Origin of the sequence: Brevibacillus brevis NBRC 100599 (assembly GCF_000010165.1) — a bacterium.
Lineage (GTDB): Bacteria > Bacillota > Bacilli > Brevibacillales > Brevibacillaceae > Brevibacillus > Brevibacillus brevis_D.
The window spans coordinates 2,092,351-2,108,214 of the sequence record NC_012491.1 but is presented as its reverse complement, the minus strand read 5'-3'; the positions used below and the strand labels follow the sequence as shown (position 1 = coordinate 2,108,214).

General features: G+C 48.7%; 13 protein-coding genes and 1 riboswitch. Of the genes, 1 reads left to right on the top strand and 12 read right to left on the bottom strand.

Annotation, left to right across the window (positions count from 1 at the left end; translation table 11 throughout):
* Window positions 1–48 precede the first annotated feature (48 nt).
* From BBR47_RS10385 to BBR47_RS10355, 7 genes are all read right to left on the bottom strand, one after another.
* Window positions 49–1,062 (bottom strand): methyltransferase domain-containing protein, encoded by a 1,014-nt coding sequence (locus tag BBR47_RS10385; RefSeq protein WP_012685729.1) that lies wholly within the window; start codon window positions 1,060–1,062, stop codon window positions 49–51.
* Window positions 1,063–1,068: 6 nt separating this feature from the next.
* The gene (locus BBR47_RS10380) at window positions 1,069–3,243 is read right to left on the bottom strand and encodes a CocE/NonD family hydrolase (RefSeq protein WP_012685728.1); all 2,175 of its coding nucleotides are present in this window, start codon (window positions 3,241–3,243) and stop codon (window positions 1,069–1,071) included.
* A 24-nt stretch (window positions 3,244–3,267) separates the two neighbouring features.
* Complete coding sequence (locus BBR47_RS10375; RefSeq protein WP_012685727.1) at window positions 3,268–4,311, bottom strand: dipeptidase; 1,044 nt, start codon at window positions 4,309–4,311, stop codon at window positions 3,268–3,270.
* A gap of 222 nt (window positions 4,312–4,533) precedes the next feature.
* Window positions 4,534–5,346, bottom strand: coding sequence for a heme ABC transporter ATP-binding protein (locus tag BBR47_RS10370; RefSeq protein ID WP_012685726.1), 813 nt, complete (start codon window positions 5,344–5,346; stop codon window positions 4,534–4,536).
* Window positions 5,343–6,356 (bottom strand): FecCD family ABC transporter permease, encoded by a 1,014-nt coding sequence (locus BBR47_RS10365; protein WP_012685725.1) that lies wholly within the window; start codon window positions 6,354–6,356, stop codon window positions 5,343–5,345. Before BBR47_RS10365 ends, BBR47_RS10370 begins: the two co-directional genes overlap by 4 nt.
* Before the next feature lie 69 nt (window positions 6,357–6,425).
* A complete protein-coding gene (locus BBR47_RS10360; protein ID WP_012685724.1) occupies window positions 6,426–7,445 on the bottom strand; it encodes an ABC transporter substrate-binding protein in 1,020 nt (339 codons plus the stop codon).
* A 170-nt stretch (window positions 7,446–7,615) separates the two neighbouring features.
* Window positions 7,616–7,816, bottom strand: a riboswitch (cobalamin riboswitch).
* Between the two features lie 13 nt (window positions 7,817–7,829).
* Window positions 7,830–8,924: a M24 family metallopeptidase gene (locus tag BBR47_RS10355; RefSeq protein ID WP_012685723.1), complete on the bottom strand. Its 1,095-nt coding sequence runs from the start codon at window positions 8,922–8,924 to the stop codon at window positions 7,830–7,832.
* A gap of 124 nt (window positions 8,925–9,048) precedes the next feature.
* On the opposite strand from BBR47_RS10355, the gene BBR47_RS10350 reads away from it, so the two are divergent.
* Entirely contained in the window at window positions 9,049–9,819 is a 771-nt protein-coding gene (locus BBR47_RS10350; RefSeq protein WP_012685722.1) for an alpha/beta fold hydrolase, read from the top strand.
* Window positions 9,820–9,875: 56 nt separating this feature from the next.
* Here the strand turns inward: BBR47_RS10350 and BBR47_RS10345 are convergent, their stop codons facing one another.
* The 5 genes from BBR47_RS10345 to BBR47_RS10325 form a co-directional block, all read right to left on the bottom strand.
* Window positions 9,876–10,781 (bottom strand): ABC transporter permease, encoded by a 906-nt coding sequence (locus tag BBR47_RS10345; protein ID WP_012685721.1) that lies wholly within the window; start codon window positions 10,779–10,781, stop codon window positions 9,876–9,878.
* 16 nt (window positions 10,782–10,797) lie between these two features.
* Window positions 10,798–11,808 carry an ABC transporter permease gene (locus tag BBR47_RS10340; RefSeq protein ID WP_041749357.1) on the bottom strand — a complete coding sequence of 337 codons (1,011 nt, stop codon included), beginning with the start codon at window positions 11,806–11,808 and terminating at the stop codon, window positions 10,798–10,800.
* Window positions 11,809–11,901: 93 nt separating this feature from the next.
* Window positions 11,902–13,557, bottom strand: a complete 1,656-nt coding sequence (locus tag BBR47_RS10335) for an ABC transporter substrate-binding protein (RefSeq protein ID WP_012685719.1) — start codon at window positions 13,555–13,557, stop codon at window positions 11,902–11,904.
* A 128-nt stretch (window positions 13,558–13,685) separates the two neighbouring features.
* Window positions 13,686–14,657 (bottom strand): ABC transporter ATP-binding protein, encoded by a 972-nt coding sequence (locus tag BBR47_RS10330; RefSeq protein ID WP_012685718.1) that lies wholly within the window; start codon window positions 14,655–14,657, stop codon window positions 13,686–13,688.
* 18 nt (window positions 14,658–14,675) lie between these two features.
* Window positions 14,676–15,644: an ABC transporter ATP-binding protein gene (locus BBR47_RS10325; protein WP_012685717.1), complete on the bottom strand. Its 969-nt coding sequence runs from the start codon at window positions 15,642–15,644 to the stop codon at window positions 14,676–14,678.
* Window positions 15,645–15,864: the final 220 nt, after the last annotated feature.

The following is a 15,864-nucleotide window of genomic DNA, read 5'->3' as shown; positions in this document are numbered from 1 at the left end:
ACCTCCTTCACTCGCATTCACTGGTTAGATGCAGCAGCAGACGTTTTGTTACAAAGTCGAGGAAGAAATTTTTTTCGCCAAAATTGTCCAGCGAGTAGCTCCACCCGGTGTTCCGACAGGCTCAGCGAACGGATACCCACCATGCTGCCAACGATCCATATCATAGCCCTCGTCCGCTTGACTCGGCTCGAAGTCTTGCTTGTGGAATACATTCTCTCTGCTATAGATGACGCGAAAGCCTGATCCTTCCAGTAACAGCTCAAGCTCTGTAGGCAAAAGCAATGCCATCTCGCGTTCTACGCGATACCTCGGCTGCTCAATCTGATCAAGAAAAGTCTCATAAGTAAGCGTGTAGCGGAACTTTTGATCCAAGAGTGAGGTTTCCCCCTCCACCTTTTGATACACCATGCGATCCGGGAAAACGAATTTGCGTTGCATCGTTGCCCATTGATTTTTTACTGGCGGCAACAGTAAGTCAATTGCCACGGTTCCGTCCTCCGTTATGTAATCGTGGATGACCGAAAGCAATTGACGTTGCTTGTCTCTACAGGTGGCCTGCTGAAATATCCCTTCTGGAAGAAGCACATGCGTAAATTGCTGACCTAGCTCCAACTCCCACATATTCTGTTCTACCAGCTCCAGCAGTTCTTCTTTCCCTTTTAATATGCGCCGTTTCTTTTTGGTGGCCAGCTCCAGCATCTCTGGGCTCCAATCGACCCCGCTGACGGGCAAGCCATTCCGTGCCAGCTCAATGGCAATTCTCCCTGTTCCAACACCCATCTCCAGCACAGAAACCGGTGATTGCTCCGCTTCTCGCAGCAACCAGTTTCGATAAAAAGCGATGCTAGCCTTTCCGGCAAACTGATCGTAATACGTAGCTTCTACGTTCGTGTACTTCGTTTCAGGAAGCGGCAAGTGCCGTCCTTCCTCATTCATCTCACATTCCGTACACACAGAACCTGCTAAATGAGGAAAAGGCACTCCAGGCGGGACGCCATTTTTCGTATCACCTAGCCACTCGTCGTAACGGAACTTGCATTTTCTGCAACTGTAAATAGTCATAATGCTTTAATTACCTCCTGAAGATTCCTTACTTCCCCCAGACCGTAAGAGAGGGAGCTTGATATGACTCGGATACTGGCTGTCATGATAGACACGTTGCGAGGCGATGACCGTCTCGGTTTCCGTTGCCAGATCATTGCCTGTATTCGGATTCGGGAACGAGAAGTTCTCAGCACCAGAAGTAACCGAGACGCGAATGCGGTGACCCCTCTGGAAGACGTTGGCGATCTTGGTCATGCGAATCTCATAGCATTCGATTTGTCCTGGAACAAGTAGCTCGGGCTCCGTAAACGAGTGACGGTAGCGCGCGCATATAATCCCGTCCGATAAACGAATCGAATTGCCTTCCTCATCTACATCACACAGCCGCACCAGCCAATCTGTATCCCGCGCTGAGCTGGATGCATAGATAACGGCCGAGATTTCTCCCGCGATGACGACCTCCTCTTCCAATGGCTCCGATGTGTAGACAAGGACATCTGAGCGTTTTTCCACATCACGATAGTTTTCCGGAACGCTGTTTTCATTCTCGGACAAATCCAGCAGATACGGTGCCGCGTCTAGCGGATCATAGCTATACGTATCCACCGCCTGTTCACCTGGGATGGACAGGGTCAGTGTTCCATCTCCGCCGCTCGTATTGGCGTTTCCCCGACTGCTCAGATACAGATTCGTCAGTGTCGTCTCCACTGGCGGCCAAGTCTGCGAGGTCTTCCATTCGTTTTCTCCCACCATGTAGTACTCGACACGCGGCTCTTGATCGACGCCATTTTCCACTCCCTTTAAATAGCGGTCAAACCAGCGAAGCTGTGTCACATCCAGATCGTAGCGGATGGCGTTGTTTCCGAAGGGCACATGATGGATTTCTCGCGTCGTATTCGCCTTGTGATACCACGGCCCCAAGATGAGTCTGGCGTGCTCTGGTACATTTCGTGAGACAACCTCCCACGATTCGCTCGTCCCCATCCCGTTGTCGTCATACCAACCTGATACGAGGAAAGCAGGCACCTTCACCTGATCCGCATGCCGTTTCCAGTCTGACATGGCCCAGAAATCGTCTCCGTCCGGATGCTCCATCCATTTTGTCCAAAACGGGATTTCTTTCCCTAGCACTTTTTGCGGGATTTCCTTGATCGGACGCACCTTGATGACCTCCCTCCAGTCCTCCCGGGAAAGAGCTTCAACATTTCGCCGTTTCTCTGCCATCATGAAAATCCATGACAGACCACCAAGAATCGTTCCCCCTTTGCGCGGGATGTCCACATAAGGTGTTCCTACTGTCACGTAGCTGAAAACCGCCTTCAAATGTGGATTTCCGCTTGCAGCCGCAGCCCATTGCACATACCCCACATACGAGCCGCCGAGCATCCCGATGCTGCCATCCGACCACTCCTGACTCGCGATCCAGTTGAGGCTGTCGTCTCCATCATTTCGCTCATGAACGAGTGGAATCCACTCTCCCTCGGAATCCTCTCGTCCGCGCGTATCCTGAACAACCAGCGCATATCCGCGAGCTACAAAAGGTAAACGGCGAAAAATGCCATCCATCCGTCCATAGGGAGTGCGCATGAAAATCGTCGGAACTCGCTGTCCTTCCGCCAAGCCCGCAGGCAGCCAAACCTCGGTCGCCAAACGAATGCCATCCCTCATCTCTACATCATGCCTACCCAAATGATGTACACCGTAGTTAACCTCGGACAGCAGAGGGTCCTGCCACATCGTAAGTGGCGTCAAATTCTCCCACCCTGTTTTCGCCAATACGACACTATCACCGCGACCTGTCAGCACAAATGCGATGACTTCGTTTTCACAAATGATCAGGTCAATTGGCTGCGCTGCTTCGCGCGCCGCCCAGATCCACGCTTGCTTTTGCCCTGCGGGACCCGTTCCTTCGATGGATAGATGGCGTTGGTAGTGCCCTCCGTTTTCCAAAAATACGACTTGTTCGCTCTCCCAGTCGATTCTCTCCCATTCCAGCAGCTTTTGTGCCAGGATGAGGAGAGGCAACTCGTAGGCTGCTTCCCCTTCAATCAGTTGTGCAAATAGACCTTCAGCCGCACCACCCTCATCCCAACCTGTGCTTCGATGCCAAACTTCCCCATCCTCAAAACGTATATCAGCTACCTTGATACCAGATTGATAATAACCAAAAGAAACTAGTGTAAAACCAGTCTGTGCCATCCGGCATTCCTCCTGTTATCTGATCTACTTCCACACTTGCTGATACACTCTGAGGAAATTGCCACCCAAGATTCCTTCGATTTCTGCATCCGTGTACCTACGCTTCATCAGTTCACGCGTAATTTCAGGAAGAGACGCATGACCTTTTACTACGTCAAATGGCATTTCTTCGGTTTTGGCAATCTTGTCCAAGGGCAAATATTTCGTCAAATCATCGCACAGGTCTAGGCCTATACCGAGGTACCTTGCTCCAACAAGCTTTTTCATATAGTCAACATGATCTATCAGTTTCTCGATAGTTGCGTCAGCGCTGTTAGCCGCTGTGAACATGCTAAACGCATTCACCCCGACAAGTCCGTCCTTTTCCGCAATCGCTTTGATCTGCTCATCTGTCAAATTACGCATCGTCGGTACGACTGTTCGGCTATTGGAATGAGAAGCAATCACTGGCTTTTCAGCAATTTCCATCACGTCCCAGAACCCTTCGTCATTCAAATGGCTCACATCGATGACGATGCCCTGCTTTTCCGCTTCTTCGATAAGACGCACACCGAAATCGGTAATGCCTCCTTTTTTCCCTTCGCGCACCGGTGCAAAAAAGCTACCGTCCCCAACGAAATTGCGCCGACTCCAAACCAGCCCCATCATCCGTACTCCGAGCTCATAAAAGACACGCAAGAGACTCAAATCGTTATGCAGCGGCTCTGCCCCTTCCAACGACAGAATGAACGATACTTTTTGCTCCGCTCTTGCCCGTTGCAAATCATCCAGATTTTTGGCGATGACGATGTGCGCGGGTGACTCAGCCGCCTCTGCATGCATAGCGCTGATCTGGTTGAGCGCCTTGCGCAGACTCATCTCCGGTACAAATGCATCCTTGACGAACACGGCTGCCACGAGGGAATGCACGCCCCCCTGCTGAAACCGTGGCAAATACTCCGTCTCGATCATTTTGGTTCGACCGTATCCACGCTGAATCTCCACATCCATCAGCAAATCAAAATGCCCATCCAGAACGTGAACACCGTCATGAAATTTGCGCGCCTGTTCTCTCGTTACTTCCGTCATACGAGTCATCTCCCATCTTGTTCTATGGATTTTTCTTACCAACAAATTCGCGACGTATTGCACGGCTCCTTTGATCAATAAGAGAACCTTTGCATCTAACAGGTAAAGCCCCGACAGTTGGAGCGAGGTTCCTTCCGCTTTTACTGCCGTCGGCTTAACAAAAAAGGACGCCGACTAGGCATCCCCTCTTATGAAAATCAAAGAAACTCAACTTGTCCCCCGTCAGTTGGCTCCACTTATTACCTTCTGGATAGATGGTTTCATACGGATCGCTTCCGAGTAGAAATATACATGCTTTTTCCCAGTAATAGGATGGGTCGTCACTTCTGTCTCTACTCCGAAAACATCCCGGATCAGAGTGGGTGTCAAGACATCCTCTGGGGTCCCTGATGTAACGATTTCCCCGTCACAGATCACGTACAGACGATCACAGTACATGGCTGCAATATTGAGATCATGCAACGAGGACAACACCGTAATCCCAAGATTTTTAACCAGATCCATCACCTGCAACTGGTATCGAACATCCAAATGGTTCGTCGGTTCGTCAAGGACAAGGAACTGGGCTTGCTGCACCAAAGCTCTGGCAATTAACACCCGCTGCTTCTCCCCACCCGATAAACTAAAAAAGCTGCGATCGGCATATGTATGCATCCCTACCCGCTGTAGTGCTTCCTCACAAATCTGAAGGTCTTCTGCGTTATCAGACTGAAATAGTCGTTTATGCGGAGCACGCCCCATATTCACGATTTCAGTTACCGAAAAATCAAATTCAACAGAGGACTCCTGCCGTACTGCCGCCATTCGCTGAGCGTTTTGACGCGAGGTTAACTTGTATACGTCGTCGCCATCCAGTGAGATCCATCCCGAACGCGGCTTCAGTACCCGATAAATACTTTTTAGCAATGTGGACTTCCCACTGCCATTTGGCCCGATCAGTCCCACGAATTCTCCGGAGCACACCTCCAGACTGACATTGCGCAGGATTCCCTTTTTCTCCAGTTCGACCGATATATTCTCAACCTGCAAATTCATCGTCCGCTACCTCCAAAGGAATAAGAACTCCGCAACATCAACCAGATAAAGAATGGACCACCACACAGCGCTGTCAAAATACCGATCGGCAGCTCTTCCGGTGCAAATGCAAGCCTGGCGACTACATCAACCCAGATGAGAAATATCGCGCCAAACAAAGCGCTGACAGGCAGGACACGTCTGTGATCTGATCCGACCATCACACGGACAATATGGGGCATCATTAATCCGACAAAACCGATTGATCCCGCGATGGACACGATCACCCCGGTGAGTAGTGCCGTGATCACCAGGAGAAGCTTGCGGAATTGTACCGTATTAACCCCCAGTGTCCCCGCTGACTCCTCGCCCATCAGCATCGCATTGAGCGAGCGGTATTGGGCCATTAAGACGATGAGACAGATGACGACAATCAATGTAGGAATCGTCAGGTACTCCCATTTGCCGCCAGCCAGACTGCCACTTAACCAAAACAGAACCGTTCCAATTCCATGCTCATTCGGCGCTGAAAACACAAGCAGACTGGTAATGGCCGACAAGATCGCAGATATCGCAATTCCAGCCATGAGCAGGCGTACCGTCGAGTTTTGTCCTCCAATACGGGATAGTGTAAAAATGAGAATGATGGACACGAGGGAGCCTGTAAAAGCGCCAAAGGTTAACGCATACTGCCCGTACATGCTGAATGCTCCGAAAATAATTACCGAAGTAGCTCCAACGGAAGCACCTGAAGATACGCCTAACACATACGGGTCAGCCAGGGAGTTGCGAACCAACGATTGGATCGCTACTCCCACGACAGACAGACCTGCGCCGACGATCGCCCCCAAGAGTACACGCGGAAAGCGAATATCCCAAATAATTGTTTGCTCCCCTTTGGACCAGTCCACCTCAATCCATTGGGTCAGCATCGGAATTTTTGATAAGGCGATTTTCCATACCGTAGTCGGTTTAATCTCCACCGATCCCAGCGTAACTGCGAACGTAATCGAGAGGAAGAGTCCAACCAATAAAGTAATGATGATAGAAGGTAACTTGATCTGTTGCAGTGCTATTCCCTCCCTTAAAAGGGGCGTACTCTATTTGAATTTATCCGGGTAGAGTCCTTCCGCCAAAATTTTCAGCGCAATCGGTGCTCGAACGCCTTCAGAAGCCGCAGACAATGGCAATACAACCAGTCGTTGATTTTTAATCGCTGGAATATCTGCCAGTTCTTTTTTGGTCAAAAGGAAATTGCGTTTTTGATCAACAGTTCTGTCACCGTAGTCTACGACAATAATCACGTCCGGATTGCGACTCACTACTTGTTCCCAACTGACCTCTGCCCACCCCTTTTGAATGTCATCAAAAATGTTCTTGCCGCCAGCCGTCTTGATTAAGGACGTCATGTAATTGTTGGCTGCTGTGAATGGCTTATCTTCCCCGTTGTCGTACACGAACACTTTAAGTGGCTCGTCCACCTTGCCGATTTTGCTAATCGTTTGATCCATTTCACTCTTCATTTTATGGATCAAATCATTGGCTTTGTCCTCCACACGGAAAATGCGTCCGATGTTCGTAATATCCGCGAACACATCGTCGATCGTTGGACCAGGCTTGCTAGACGATTCTTGCAGGTACGATTTGATGCCGACCTTTTCCAAATCCTGCATCGATCCTACGCCCTTTTCGCCGAATCCGCTTTTCCATCCGGCGTACACGAAGTCTGGGTTCGCTGCCAGCAGCACTTCTTTCGTAGGATACTTGTCAGACAGTACCGGAACCTTGTCGTATTCTAGTTTTAACTCTGGAAGGATTTTATCGTCTAGGTAAGCGGTTCCGACCATTTTATCAGCCAGGCCCAATGCCAGCATGATTTCGGTTACGTGTTGGTTCAATGTCACGGCACGCTCAGGTGCTTTTGGATAGGTCATTTCGATACCATTATTGGTTAATGTTACAGGCTTGCTCTCTGCTGCAGGAGCAGCCGTTTGTTCTGTTTTGGCTGGAGCTTGTGTTGTCGTAGTGGAGCCACATGCCGAAACCATAATCATGACGCCCGTCATGATGCCTAGTCCTAGTCCTTTCATCACTGTTTTTGTTTTGTTTGCCTTCACCATCTGTAATCCCCTTTTCTGTATGTAAATTATGAAATGAGACCAAATGTTCCCACCAAAAAAGCACCCCCCATTTCAATCGGGAGGTGCATGACAAACGTAGATATAGCCATAACAGGCGCAAAGGCGCCCTTTCATAGACTGTTTCCACATCTGCCCCATCCTCGTGGGTCGATTGTAAATGATCGCATGGCAGGTCTCCTGGCTTACGGATCAACACACCCAGCTACCTTCCCATTTTTTGTCTCGCAAAAAACAGTGGCTATTCGCTAGGCGCTCCTCGTTACAGTGGCGGGACCGCGCCGGTTTCTCACCGGACTTCCCTTTTAAGCTGACGGCATATGCCATCCAGCACCATTCGATACGTATTCAATTTTTCCAACTTCTTCATTGGTTGATAGAAGTTAGTTTTTTCGGGAACTGCGTGAGTATTTCAACGCCTGTTTCCGTAACCAATACATCGTCTTCAATTCGCACGCCGCCTACTCCTGGCAAATAGATGCCCGGCTCGATGGTAAAGACCATTCCTGGACGAAGCACTTCTTGGTTCTGGCTGTGAACAGATGGATATTCATGTACATCCATCCCTAGTCCATGCCCAAGGCGGTGCATGAAGTATTCTCCGTAGCCTTTTGCGGTGATAACATCGCGAGCGGTTTTATCCAAATGCGCAAAGGTCACACCCGGACGAATCTCAGCAATTGCCGCTTCGTTGGCAGCCAAAACTGTCTCGTAAATTTCTTGTAGCTGGGCACTGATCTTGCCTACAGCAAAGGTACGAGTAATATCGGATACATATCCGTTCGCAGCTACCCCGATATCAAACAAAAGCAAGTCGCCTTCTTGCACCTGGCGCGTTCCTGGCTTCCCATGTGGCAAAGCGGACTTCTCCCCTGCCAATACCATGGACGTAAAGGATGGACCTTCTGCGCCCAAGCGCTTCATCTGGAATTCCAGCTCAGCTACGATTTCTGTCTCGGTCATGCCTGTTTTGACTTTTTTCAGGGTCTCCCGCAAGGAATCCTCGACCAACTGAACAGCGTGCTTCAGACGATCCACTTCGTCCGCAGATTTGATCAAACGCATTTCACGCAGTGGCTCTTCCACGTCCACATAGCTCGACGCCAGAACAACTTGTCCAAGTGCTTCATAGCGCTCGACAGTCATATGACTTTTCTCAATGCCGAGCTTCGCCAAGTTCGCTGGCAACACTTGCTTGAGGATTTCATACGGGTTTTGGATATCCGTATGTGTATGGATATCTTGAACGAAAGAAGCCTCTGCTGCCGCCTCACGATCAAGAGCAGGTACAATTAAAGAAGGCTTTCCTTCAGCAGGAATAACAAGACCCATAAAACGTTCATGCGGGTCAGTAAAAAATCCGGTCAAATAGTAGACGTGCTTGGGAGAGGTAATCAACACCGCGTTCAGCTCTTGCTCTGTCAAAAACGTGTGGAGCTTCGAAATGCGCTCTTGAAACAACTTCTTCACCCTGCTTTCACCAATTATTCTATTGCGAGAATACCACTTCCCCATCAAAAAAAGAAGAGTTCAATTGCAAAATCTACTTCGGATCGGACAACCTAAAGGTGGGGTGAAAACAAAAATGGAACAAATACTCGTCCATCAGGATGGCAAGCAGTTTGCTTTTCACATATCGGGGAAAGGCCAGCCGTTATTGTGTATCCATGCGCCATGCATCGGCTCTATCAATTTTGTTTATCAGCAAACACTCGCAGATACTTATCAGCTCATTGTCCCTGATTTGCCCGGACATGGTGACAGTTCGCCCATGGAGAAGCCCTATTCTATTAGGGAATTGGCAGAACGACTCCATAAGCTGATCCCGTCTCTCGGCATTGAGCGTCCCTTTATTTTGGGGTACTCCCAAGGTGCTTCTATCGCCCTAGAATATTGCCTTCGTTATCCTGATCATGCGCGAGGCGGTATACTCGTGAGCGGTTTTTCCGAAGTGAATGACCTATATTTGCATGGACGATTTTGGATGGCCCGAGCGTTGTCGATGCTTCACGGAGTCCCTCTTCTTGCCCGTTCCATTGCCTCCTCACATGTCAATAGCCCAGAAATGCGGGAAAAATGGACGGCGCACGCCTCCAAAACAGATCCCACCAGCTTAAAATACCTTTATACTGCCGGACACCGCTATCAATGTACAGAGCGCCTGGGCAACATCCAGCTTCCGATTTTACTTGCCTATGGCGGACAAGATAAACGTATGCATCATTATGCGCAAATGCTGACACTGAAATTGCCAAAAGCAAGACTTGAGATAATCCCTAACGTAAAGCATCAAGTCATCACGAAAGCCGCCCCTGCACTCAATCAGTTGTGCCGCACCTTCATGGAAGAAGGATAAATAAGAAAAGACAGAAGGACGGTATCTCCATTCCCTTCTGTCTTTTTGTGATTGGACTAGTTCTTCATCCGCGGGTCGAGTGCATCACGCAAGCCGTCCCCAATTAAGTTAAAGCCGAGAACTGTCAGCATGATAGAGAGCCCTGGAAAAATAACGGTCCATGGTGCTTTCTGAATGTACTGACGTGAATCAGCGAGCATTTTTCCCCATTCTGGTTCTGGCGCTTGTGCTCCCAGTCCGAGAAAGCCAAGTGCAGCTGCTTCAATAATTGCTGTTGCGATCCCCATCGTCCCGGTCACAATGATTGGTGCGAGGCTGTTCGGCAAAATATGCTGCATGATAATCCGGGAATTTTTCATTCCGATTGCCCGTGCGGCCATGACGAATTCCTCTTCCTTTAAGCTCAATACACGGGCGCGTACTAACCGTCCAAATGTCGGAATGTTAATAATCGCAATGGCAATCAAGGCGTTTTGCAAAGATGGCCCCAAGATGGCAACGACAGCGATTGCCAAAAGAATACTCGGAAAGGCAAGCATAATATCAAAGAGACGCGAAATGATCGTATCGATCCATCTGCCATAGTATCCTGCCAAAAGACCAAGCAAGGTCCCTACGAGAACGGAGCCAATGACAGAGAACGTCCCTACCCACAAGGAGATTTGTGCCCCATAAATAACGCGACTAAAGACATCACGACCATTGTAATCTGTTCCAAACCAATGCGCTTCGGAAGGTGGCTTGTTTTTCATCACGAGCTCGCCTTTGTCGTACGGATACGGAGCAATCCATGGAGCTAGTACCGCCACAACAATGAAAAACAAAATGATCCCGAAGCCCACCAACGCCAGCTTGTTTTTTCGTAGCGTCCTCCATGCATCCTTCCAAGGAGAGACAACTTCTTCTTGCTTCACTTTAAAAGGTACTACCTGACCTTGTGGTTGTAATTGTGGTTGTGCCATGTCTCTTCGTCCCTCCTTAGCGATATTTGATGCGCGGATCGATATAGGCGTACAGAAGGTCGACCAAGAGATTGATCAGGACGAAAATCGTCGCGATTACAAGGATACCCGATTGAATAACCGGATAGTCACGGTTTCCAATGGCGGTCACAATATAGCGACCAACTCCTGGCCATCCAAAGATCGTCTCTGTCAAAACGGCTCCACCCAGCAGCAACCCTGTTTGCAAGCCAATTACCGTCAAGACAGGGATCAGGGCATTTTTCAGCGCATGCTTGTACACGACCCAAAACTGTGTCAGCCCTTTTGCGCGAGCGGTTCTGACATAGTCGGCACGCATGACTTCCAGCATGCTCGAACGAGTGATACGTGCAATGATCGCCATCGGGATCGTACCTAACGCGATTCCCGGCAGGATCAAATGCTTGATAACTTCCCATAGCTGATCCCATCGACCAGCCATCATCGTATCCAGTATATAAAAGTGCGTAATAGCCTCTATGGGATTACGCGAATTGTCGCGACCAACTGATGGCAGCCATTTCAGTTCTTGGGCAAACACCCATTGCTCCATCAAACCTAGCCAAAAAATCGGCATGGATACACCAACCAAAGCGATCAACATCGCACAGTAGTCAAACCAGGAGTTTTGCTTCCACGCAGAAAGAATCCCTGCATTTACACCGATAAACACCGCAATCAGCATGCTCACAATTGTAAGTTCAGTCGTCGCCGCCAAATAAGGCATGATTTCATCTGAAATCGGCGCATTCGTTTGCAATGATTCCCCAAGATTTCCACTCAAAATATTTTTCATATAATCGAAATACTGTATGTACCACGGATTATTCAATCCCAAAGCTTCTCGTATGTCTGCAATCGCTTGTGGTGTTGCTTTTTCTCCCAAAATCGTCAAAGCCGGATCACCAGGGATGGCACGAATAATGGAAAAAACGATGATTGACATGCCCACTAAGACAGGAATGAGCATTAAAATTCTTCGAATGCTGTAAGCTAGCAATGCCATCTCCTCGCCTTCCTGCATAAAATAATGGCTAAATGAATGAAAGGAGGGTAAGAAGAGGTATGCACTCCTCTTACCCTTTTCCGATGAATCAGCTTACTTGAAGTCTACCTTTTCCAAACTTTCAGATCCTTTTGGATGCGGGTTGTAGTCGACGATATTCGCTTTTCCTGCCAATGCTGGTGTAGAGTGTGCCAGCGGAACCATTGGCACATCTTTGAAAATGATCTCTTGTACTTTTTTGTACATTTTTTCGCGCTCTGCTTGGTCTGGGGTGGACTGTGCTTTCATCATCAATTGATGTGCTTCTTCGTTTGCCCAACGTGTATAGTTGTTGCTTCCGATGTTGTTTTTGTCGAGCAAGACAGCCAAGAAGTTGTCAGGGTCGCCATTGTCACCTGTCCAACCAAGCATGAACATTTCTTGCTCACCCAAACGAGTCTTTTCCAAATACGTTGCCCATTCCATCGTCACGATCTCAGCATCAACCCCGATTTTCTTCAGGTCTTGCTGGATTGCCTCTGCAATCTTCACACCTTCTGGCATGTACGGACGTGGAACTGGCATTGCCCAAAACTTGATTTTAAAGCCGTTTGGATGTCCTGCTTCGGCCAGCAATTGTTTTGCTTTATCGAGGTTGAACTCACGATCTTTAATATCGTTGTTATGTCCCCACATCGTTTTTGGCATTGGGTTGACTGCTGGTTCTCCAACCCCATCGAAGAAGGCTGTTACGATTTCAGGTTTGTTAATCGCATAAGCAATGGCTTCACGAACCTTTGGATTGTCGAGTGGCTTCTTCTCTACGTTGAAGCCGATGTATCCGATGTTATTAGTAGGACGCAGGAAGAGTTGCAGGTCTTTGTTGTCTTTTACTGCTGGGATATCATCTGTGTTCAGACCATCCATCAAGTCAATCTCACCAGATGCCAAAGCAGTCAGACGTGCCGTGTTTTCCGGAATGACCTTGAACACCAGCTTATCGAGCTTCGGATATCCTGTGCTCCAGTAATCAGGGTTTTTCTCAAGTGTGATCGTGTCGTTGCGCTTCCACTCTACGAATTTGAAAGGTCCTGTACCGATTGGATGCTCATTGAATTTCTTAACATCCTTTTTCAATGCCTCAGGCGAGCCAATCGCGAAAGGAGACATTGCCAGGTTGGCAAGGAATGGAGCCAATGGACGATTCAACGTGAATTTTACAGTGGTCGGATCGACTGCTTCTACAGATTTGATAATGTGAGTCGCGTCACCCTTGTACCCACCAAACTGGCTCACGTAGTACTCGTAGCCCTCTGGTGAATGCTGTGGATGGCTCTTGTCGCTCCAGCGCTCGAAGTTGTATTTAACCGCCTCTGCATTGAAATCAGTTCCATCGTGGAATTTCACGCCTGATCTCAGTTTCAGCGTATAAACGAGACCATCAGGAGTCACTTCCCATTTCTCGGCCAACGATGGAGCGAGCTCTGTTGAGCCATCCGCGAAGCCAATCAATGTATCCATAATGTTCTCGGTTACCTTAAATGTCTCACCATCTGTTTGCGTAATTGGGTCAAGCCCTTTTGTGTCTGCACCGCGACCGATGATTAATTGCTTCGGTCCAGTTTTTGCAGGCTTATCTGCAGGTGCCGGAGTTTCTGTCTTTGCTTGTTCTGCCGGCGCTTGTGTCGTAGAAGTGCTAGAGCATCCAGCAATCAGCATGGCCAGCGCCACTAGGCTGGTCATGGTTGCGGAGAGAACTCTCTTCTTCATGAAAACATCCCCCTTTTTCTACTATTAGTCGCATGTTCCTTTTTGGTAAATGGCCGATACAATACCTCCTGCTTTGCATCCCCCCTTTACAAGACTTCCTATTCGGCAGGCAAACTCCCTTTTGTCGATTAGGACTTGTATAAGTGACAAGCAACAAAGTGACCATCGCCTGTGTCCGCAAATTCTGGGCGCACAGTACGACACTCCTCTGTCACATGGGGACACCTCGTATGGAATGTACAGCCACTTGGAGGTTTTGCAGGGCTCGGTACATCTCCCTGGAGGATCACTCTTTCTCGTACTGCATCAGGGTCTGGCGAAGGTACAGCCGAAAGTAATGCTCTCGTGTACGGATGGAGCGGATTAGAATACAACTGGCTACTCGTCGTCAGCTCGACAATTCTGCCAAGGTACATCACGCCCACCCGATCGCTGATATGACGCACTACGCTCAAATCGTGGGCAATGAACAAGTATGTAAGGCCGAATTCGCGTTGCAAATCCTGCATGAGGTTGAGCACCTGCGACTGAATGGACACGTCTAGTGCAGACACAGGCTCATCCGCAACGATCAATTTGGGTTTGAGCATCAGCGCTCTCGCAATACCAATCCGCTGCCTCTGTCCTCCACTGAATTGATGCGGATAGCGGCTCGCGTGATAGCTGCTCAGACCAACGATCTCCAGCATTTCCTGCACGCGCTTTTTTCGCTCTGCCGAAGAACCCAAGCCATGTACAATCAAAGGTTCTTCCAAAATCTTCTCAATGTTATGTCTAGGGTTAAGCGAAGCAAATGGATCCTGAAAGACAATTTGCATGTCACGTCTCATCTTTCTCATTGCATCTGTGGAAAGTGACATGACATCTGTCCCGTCAAAGTTGATTTCACCAGAGGTCGGTTCAATCAGTCGCAGCAAGGAACGCCCCGTAGTGGACTTTCCACAGCCACTCTCACCTACCAGCCCCAAGGTTTCGCCACTCTTAACGGTAAACGAAACGTCATCTACCGCCTTTACTACACCTACTTCCCCTCCAAGAACACCGCCTGTGATTGGATAGTATTTTTTTAAATTTTTTACAACCAGAAGATCTTCAGCCACCTGCATGCTCCTCTCGGGTTATTCGGTCAGCCAGCAGCGGGAAAGGTGATTGTCCCCTACCACTTTTAATTCTGGCATCTCACTGCGGCATCGGTCTGAAACTTTATCGCATCTAGGGGCAAAACGACATCCGACAGTAAGCGAACCCGGGATCGGGACATTGCCTGGAATCGAATAGAGACGCTCCTGTGATCCTTCCAGCTTCGGCAACGAATTCAACAAGCCGATCGTATAAGGATGCTTCGGATTTTTTAAAATCGTACGGACATCGCCTTGTTCAATCACGTTGCCTGCATACATCACCACGACACGGTGACACATTTCCGCAACGACCCCAAGATCGTGAGTAATGAGGAGAATGGATGTGTCAGCTTCCCGGTTGAGTTGGCGCATCAGGTCCAATATCTGCGCTTGAATCGTCACGTCGAGCGCAGTAGTAGGCTCGTCTGCAATCAAAAGCGCTGGATTGCAAGCCATTGCCATCGCAATCATGACACGCTGCCTCATGCCTCCAGAAAGCTGGTGCGGGTATTCATCGACAATCGCGTCCGCTCGAGGAATTCCGACTTTTTTCAACATCTCAATAGCACGTGCTCTTGCGTCCTTCTTGCTCGCTTTCGTATGTAATCGGACTGATTCTCCTATCTGGTCTCCAATCGTAAATACCGGATTTAAAGACGTCATCGGCTCCTGAAAGATCATCGCAATTTCATTTCCGCGGATGTCTCTCATTCGCTTTTCATCGACAGATACGAGATCCTCCCCCTTGAATTTAATCGAACCTCCCACGATTCTCCCTGGGGGATTGGGTACTAGCTTCATGACGGAAAGGGAGGTAACGCTCTTTCCGCAGCCGGATTCGCCTACGATACCGACTACTTCTCCTTTTTGTACCGTGATCGTCACGCCATCAACGGCAGGGATTTGGCCGCGGTCCGTGAAAAAGTGCGTTTGCAGGTTTTCAATTTGTAGGACAGGATGTGACACGTGGCTCACCTCTCTCACCGAAATATACTTCCAAAATAGACCTATCCATAGACATTATGTCATTTATTCAATTTTTTCGCAACACAATAAATTCTAACTATTACCTTTTTACTGACTAAAAAGAATATTTGACTCGCGCTTGAAAATTATGTAAAAGAATTTTATGATAGCCCTTTCATTGTTGATGTAGCCTCATATGCACTGTTTAGGCAGATCGTAC

What these genes read in the sequence shown, in the direction of transcription:
- BBR47_RS10385 (WP_012685729.1), bottom strand. Translation starts at nt 1,062, where the DNA reads ATGACTATTTACAGTTGCAGAAAATGCAAGTTCCGTTACGACGAGTGG.
- BBR47_RS10380 (WP_012685728.1), bottom strand. Translation starts at nt 3,243, where the DNA reads ATGGCACAGACTGGTTTTACACTAGTTTCTTTTGGTTATTATCAATCT.
- BBR47_RS10375 (WP_012685727.1), bottom strand. Translation starts at nt 4,311, where the DNA reads ATGACGGAAGTAACGAGAGAACAGGCGCGCAAATTTCATGACGGTGTT.
- BBR47_RS10370 (WP_012685726.1), bottom strand. Translation starts at nt 5,346, where the DNA reads ATGAATTTGCAGGTTGAGAATATATCGGTCGAACTGGAGAAAAAGGGA.
- BBR47_RS10360 (WP_012685724.1), bottom strand. Translation starts at nt 7,445, where the DNA reads ATGGTGAAGGCAAACAAAACAAAAACAGTGATGAAAGGACTAGGACTA.
- BBR47_RS10350 (WP_012685722.1), top strand. Translation starts at nt 9,049, where the DNA reads ATGGAACAAATACTCGTCCATCAGGATGGCAAGCAGTTTGCTTTTCAC.
- BBR47_RS10345 (WP_012685721.1), bottom strand. Translation starts at nt 10,781, where the DNA reads ATGGCACAACCACAATTACAACCACAAGGTCAGGTAGTACCTTTTAAA.
- BBR47_RS10340 (WP_041749357.1), bottom strand. Translation starts at nt 11,808, where the DNA reads ATGGCATTGCTAGCTTACAGCATTCGAAGAATTTTAATGCTCATTCCT.
- BBR47_RS10335 (WP_012685719.1), bottom strand. Translation starts at nt 13,557, where the DNA reads ATGAAGAAGAGAGTTCTCTCCGCAACCATGACCAGCCTAGTGGCGCTG.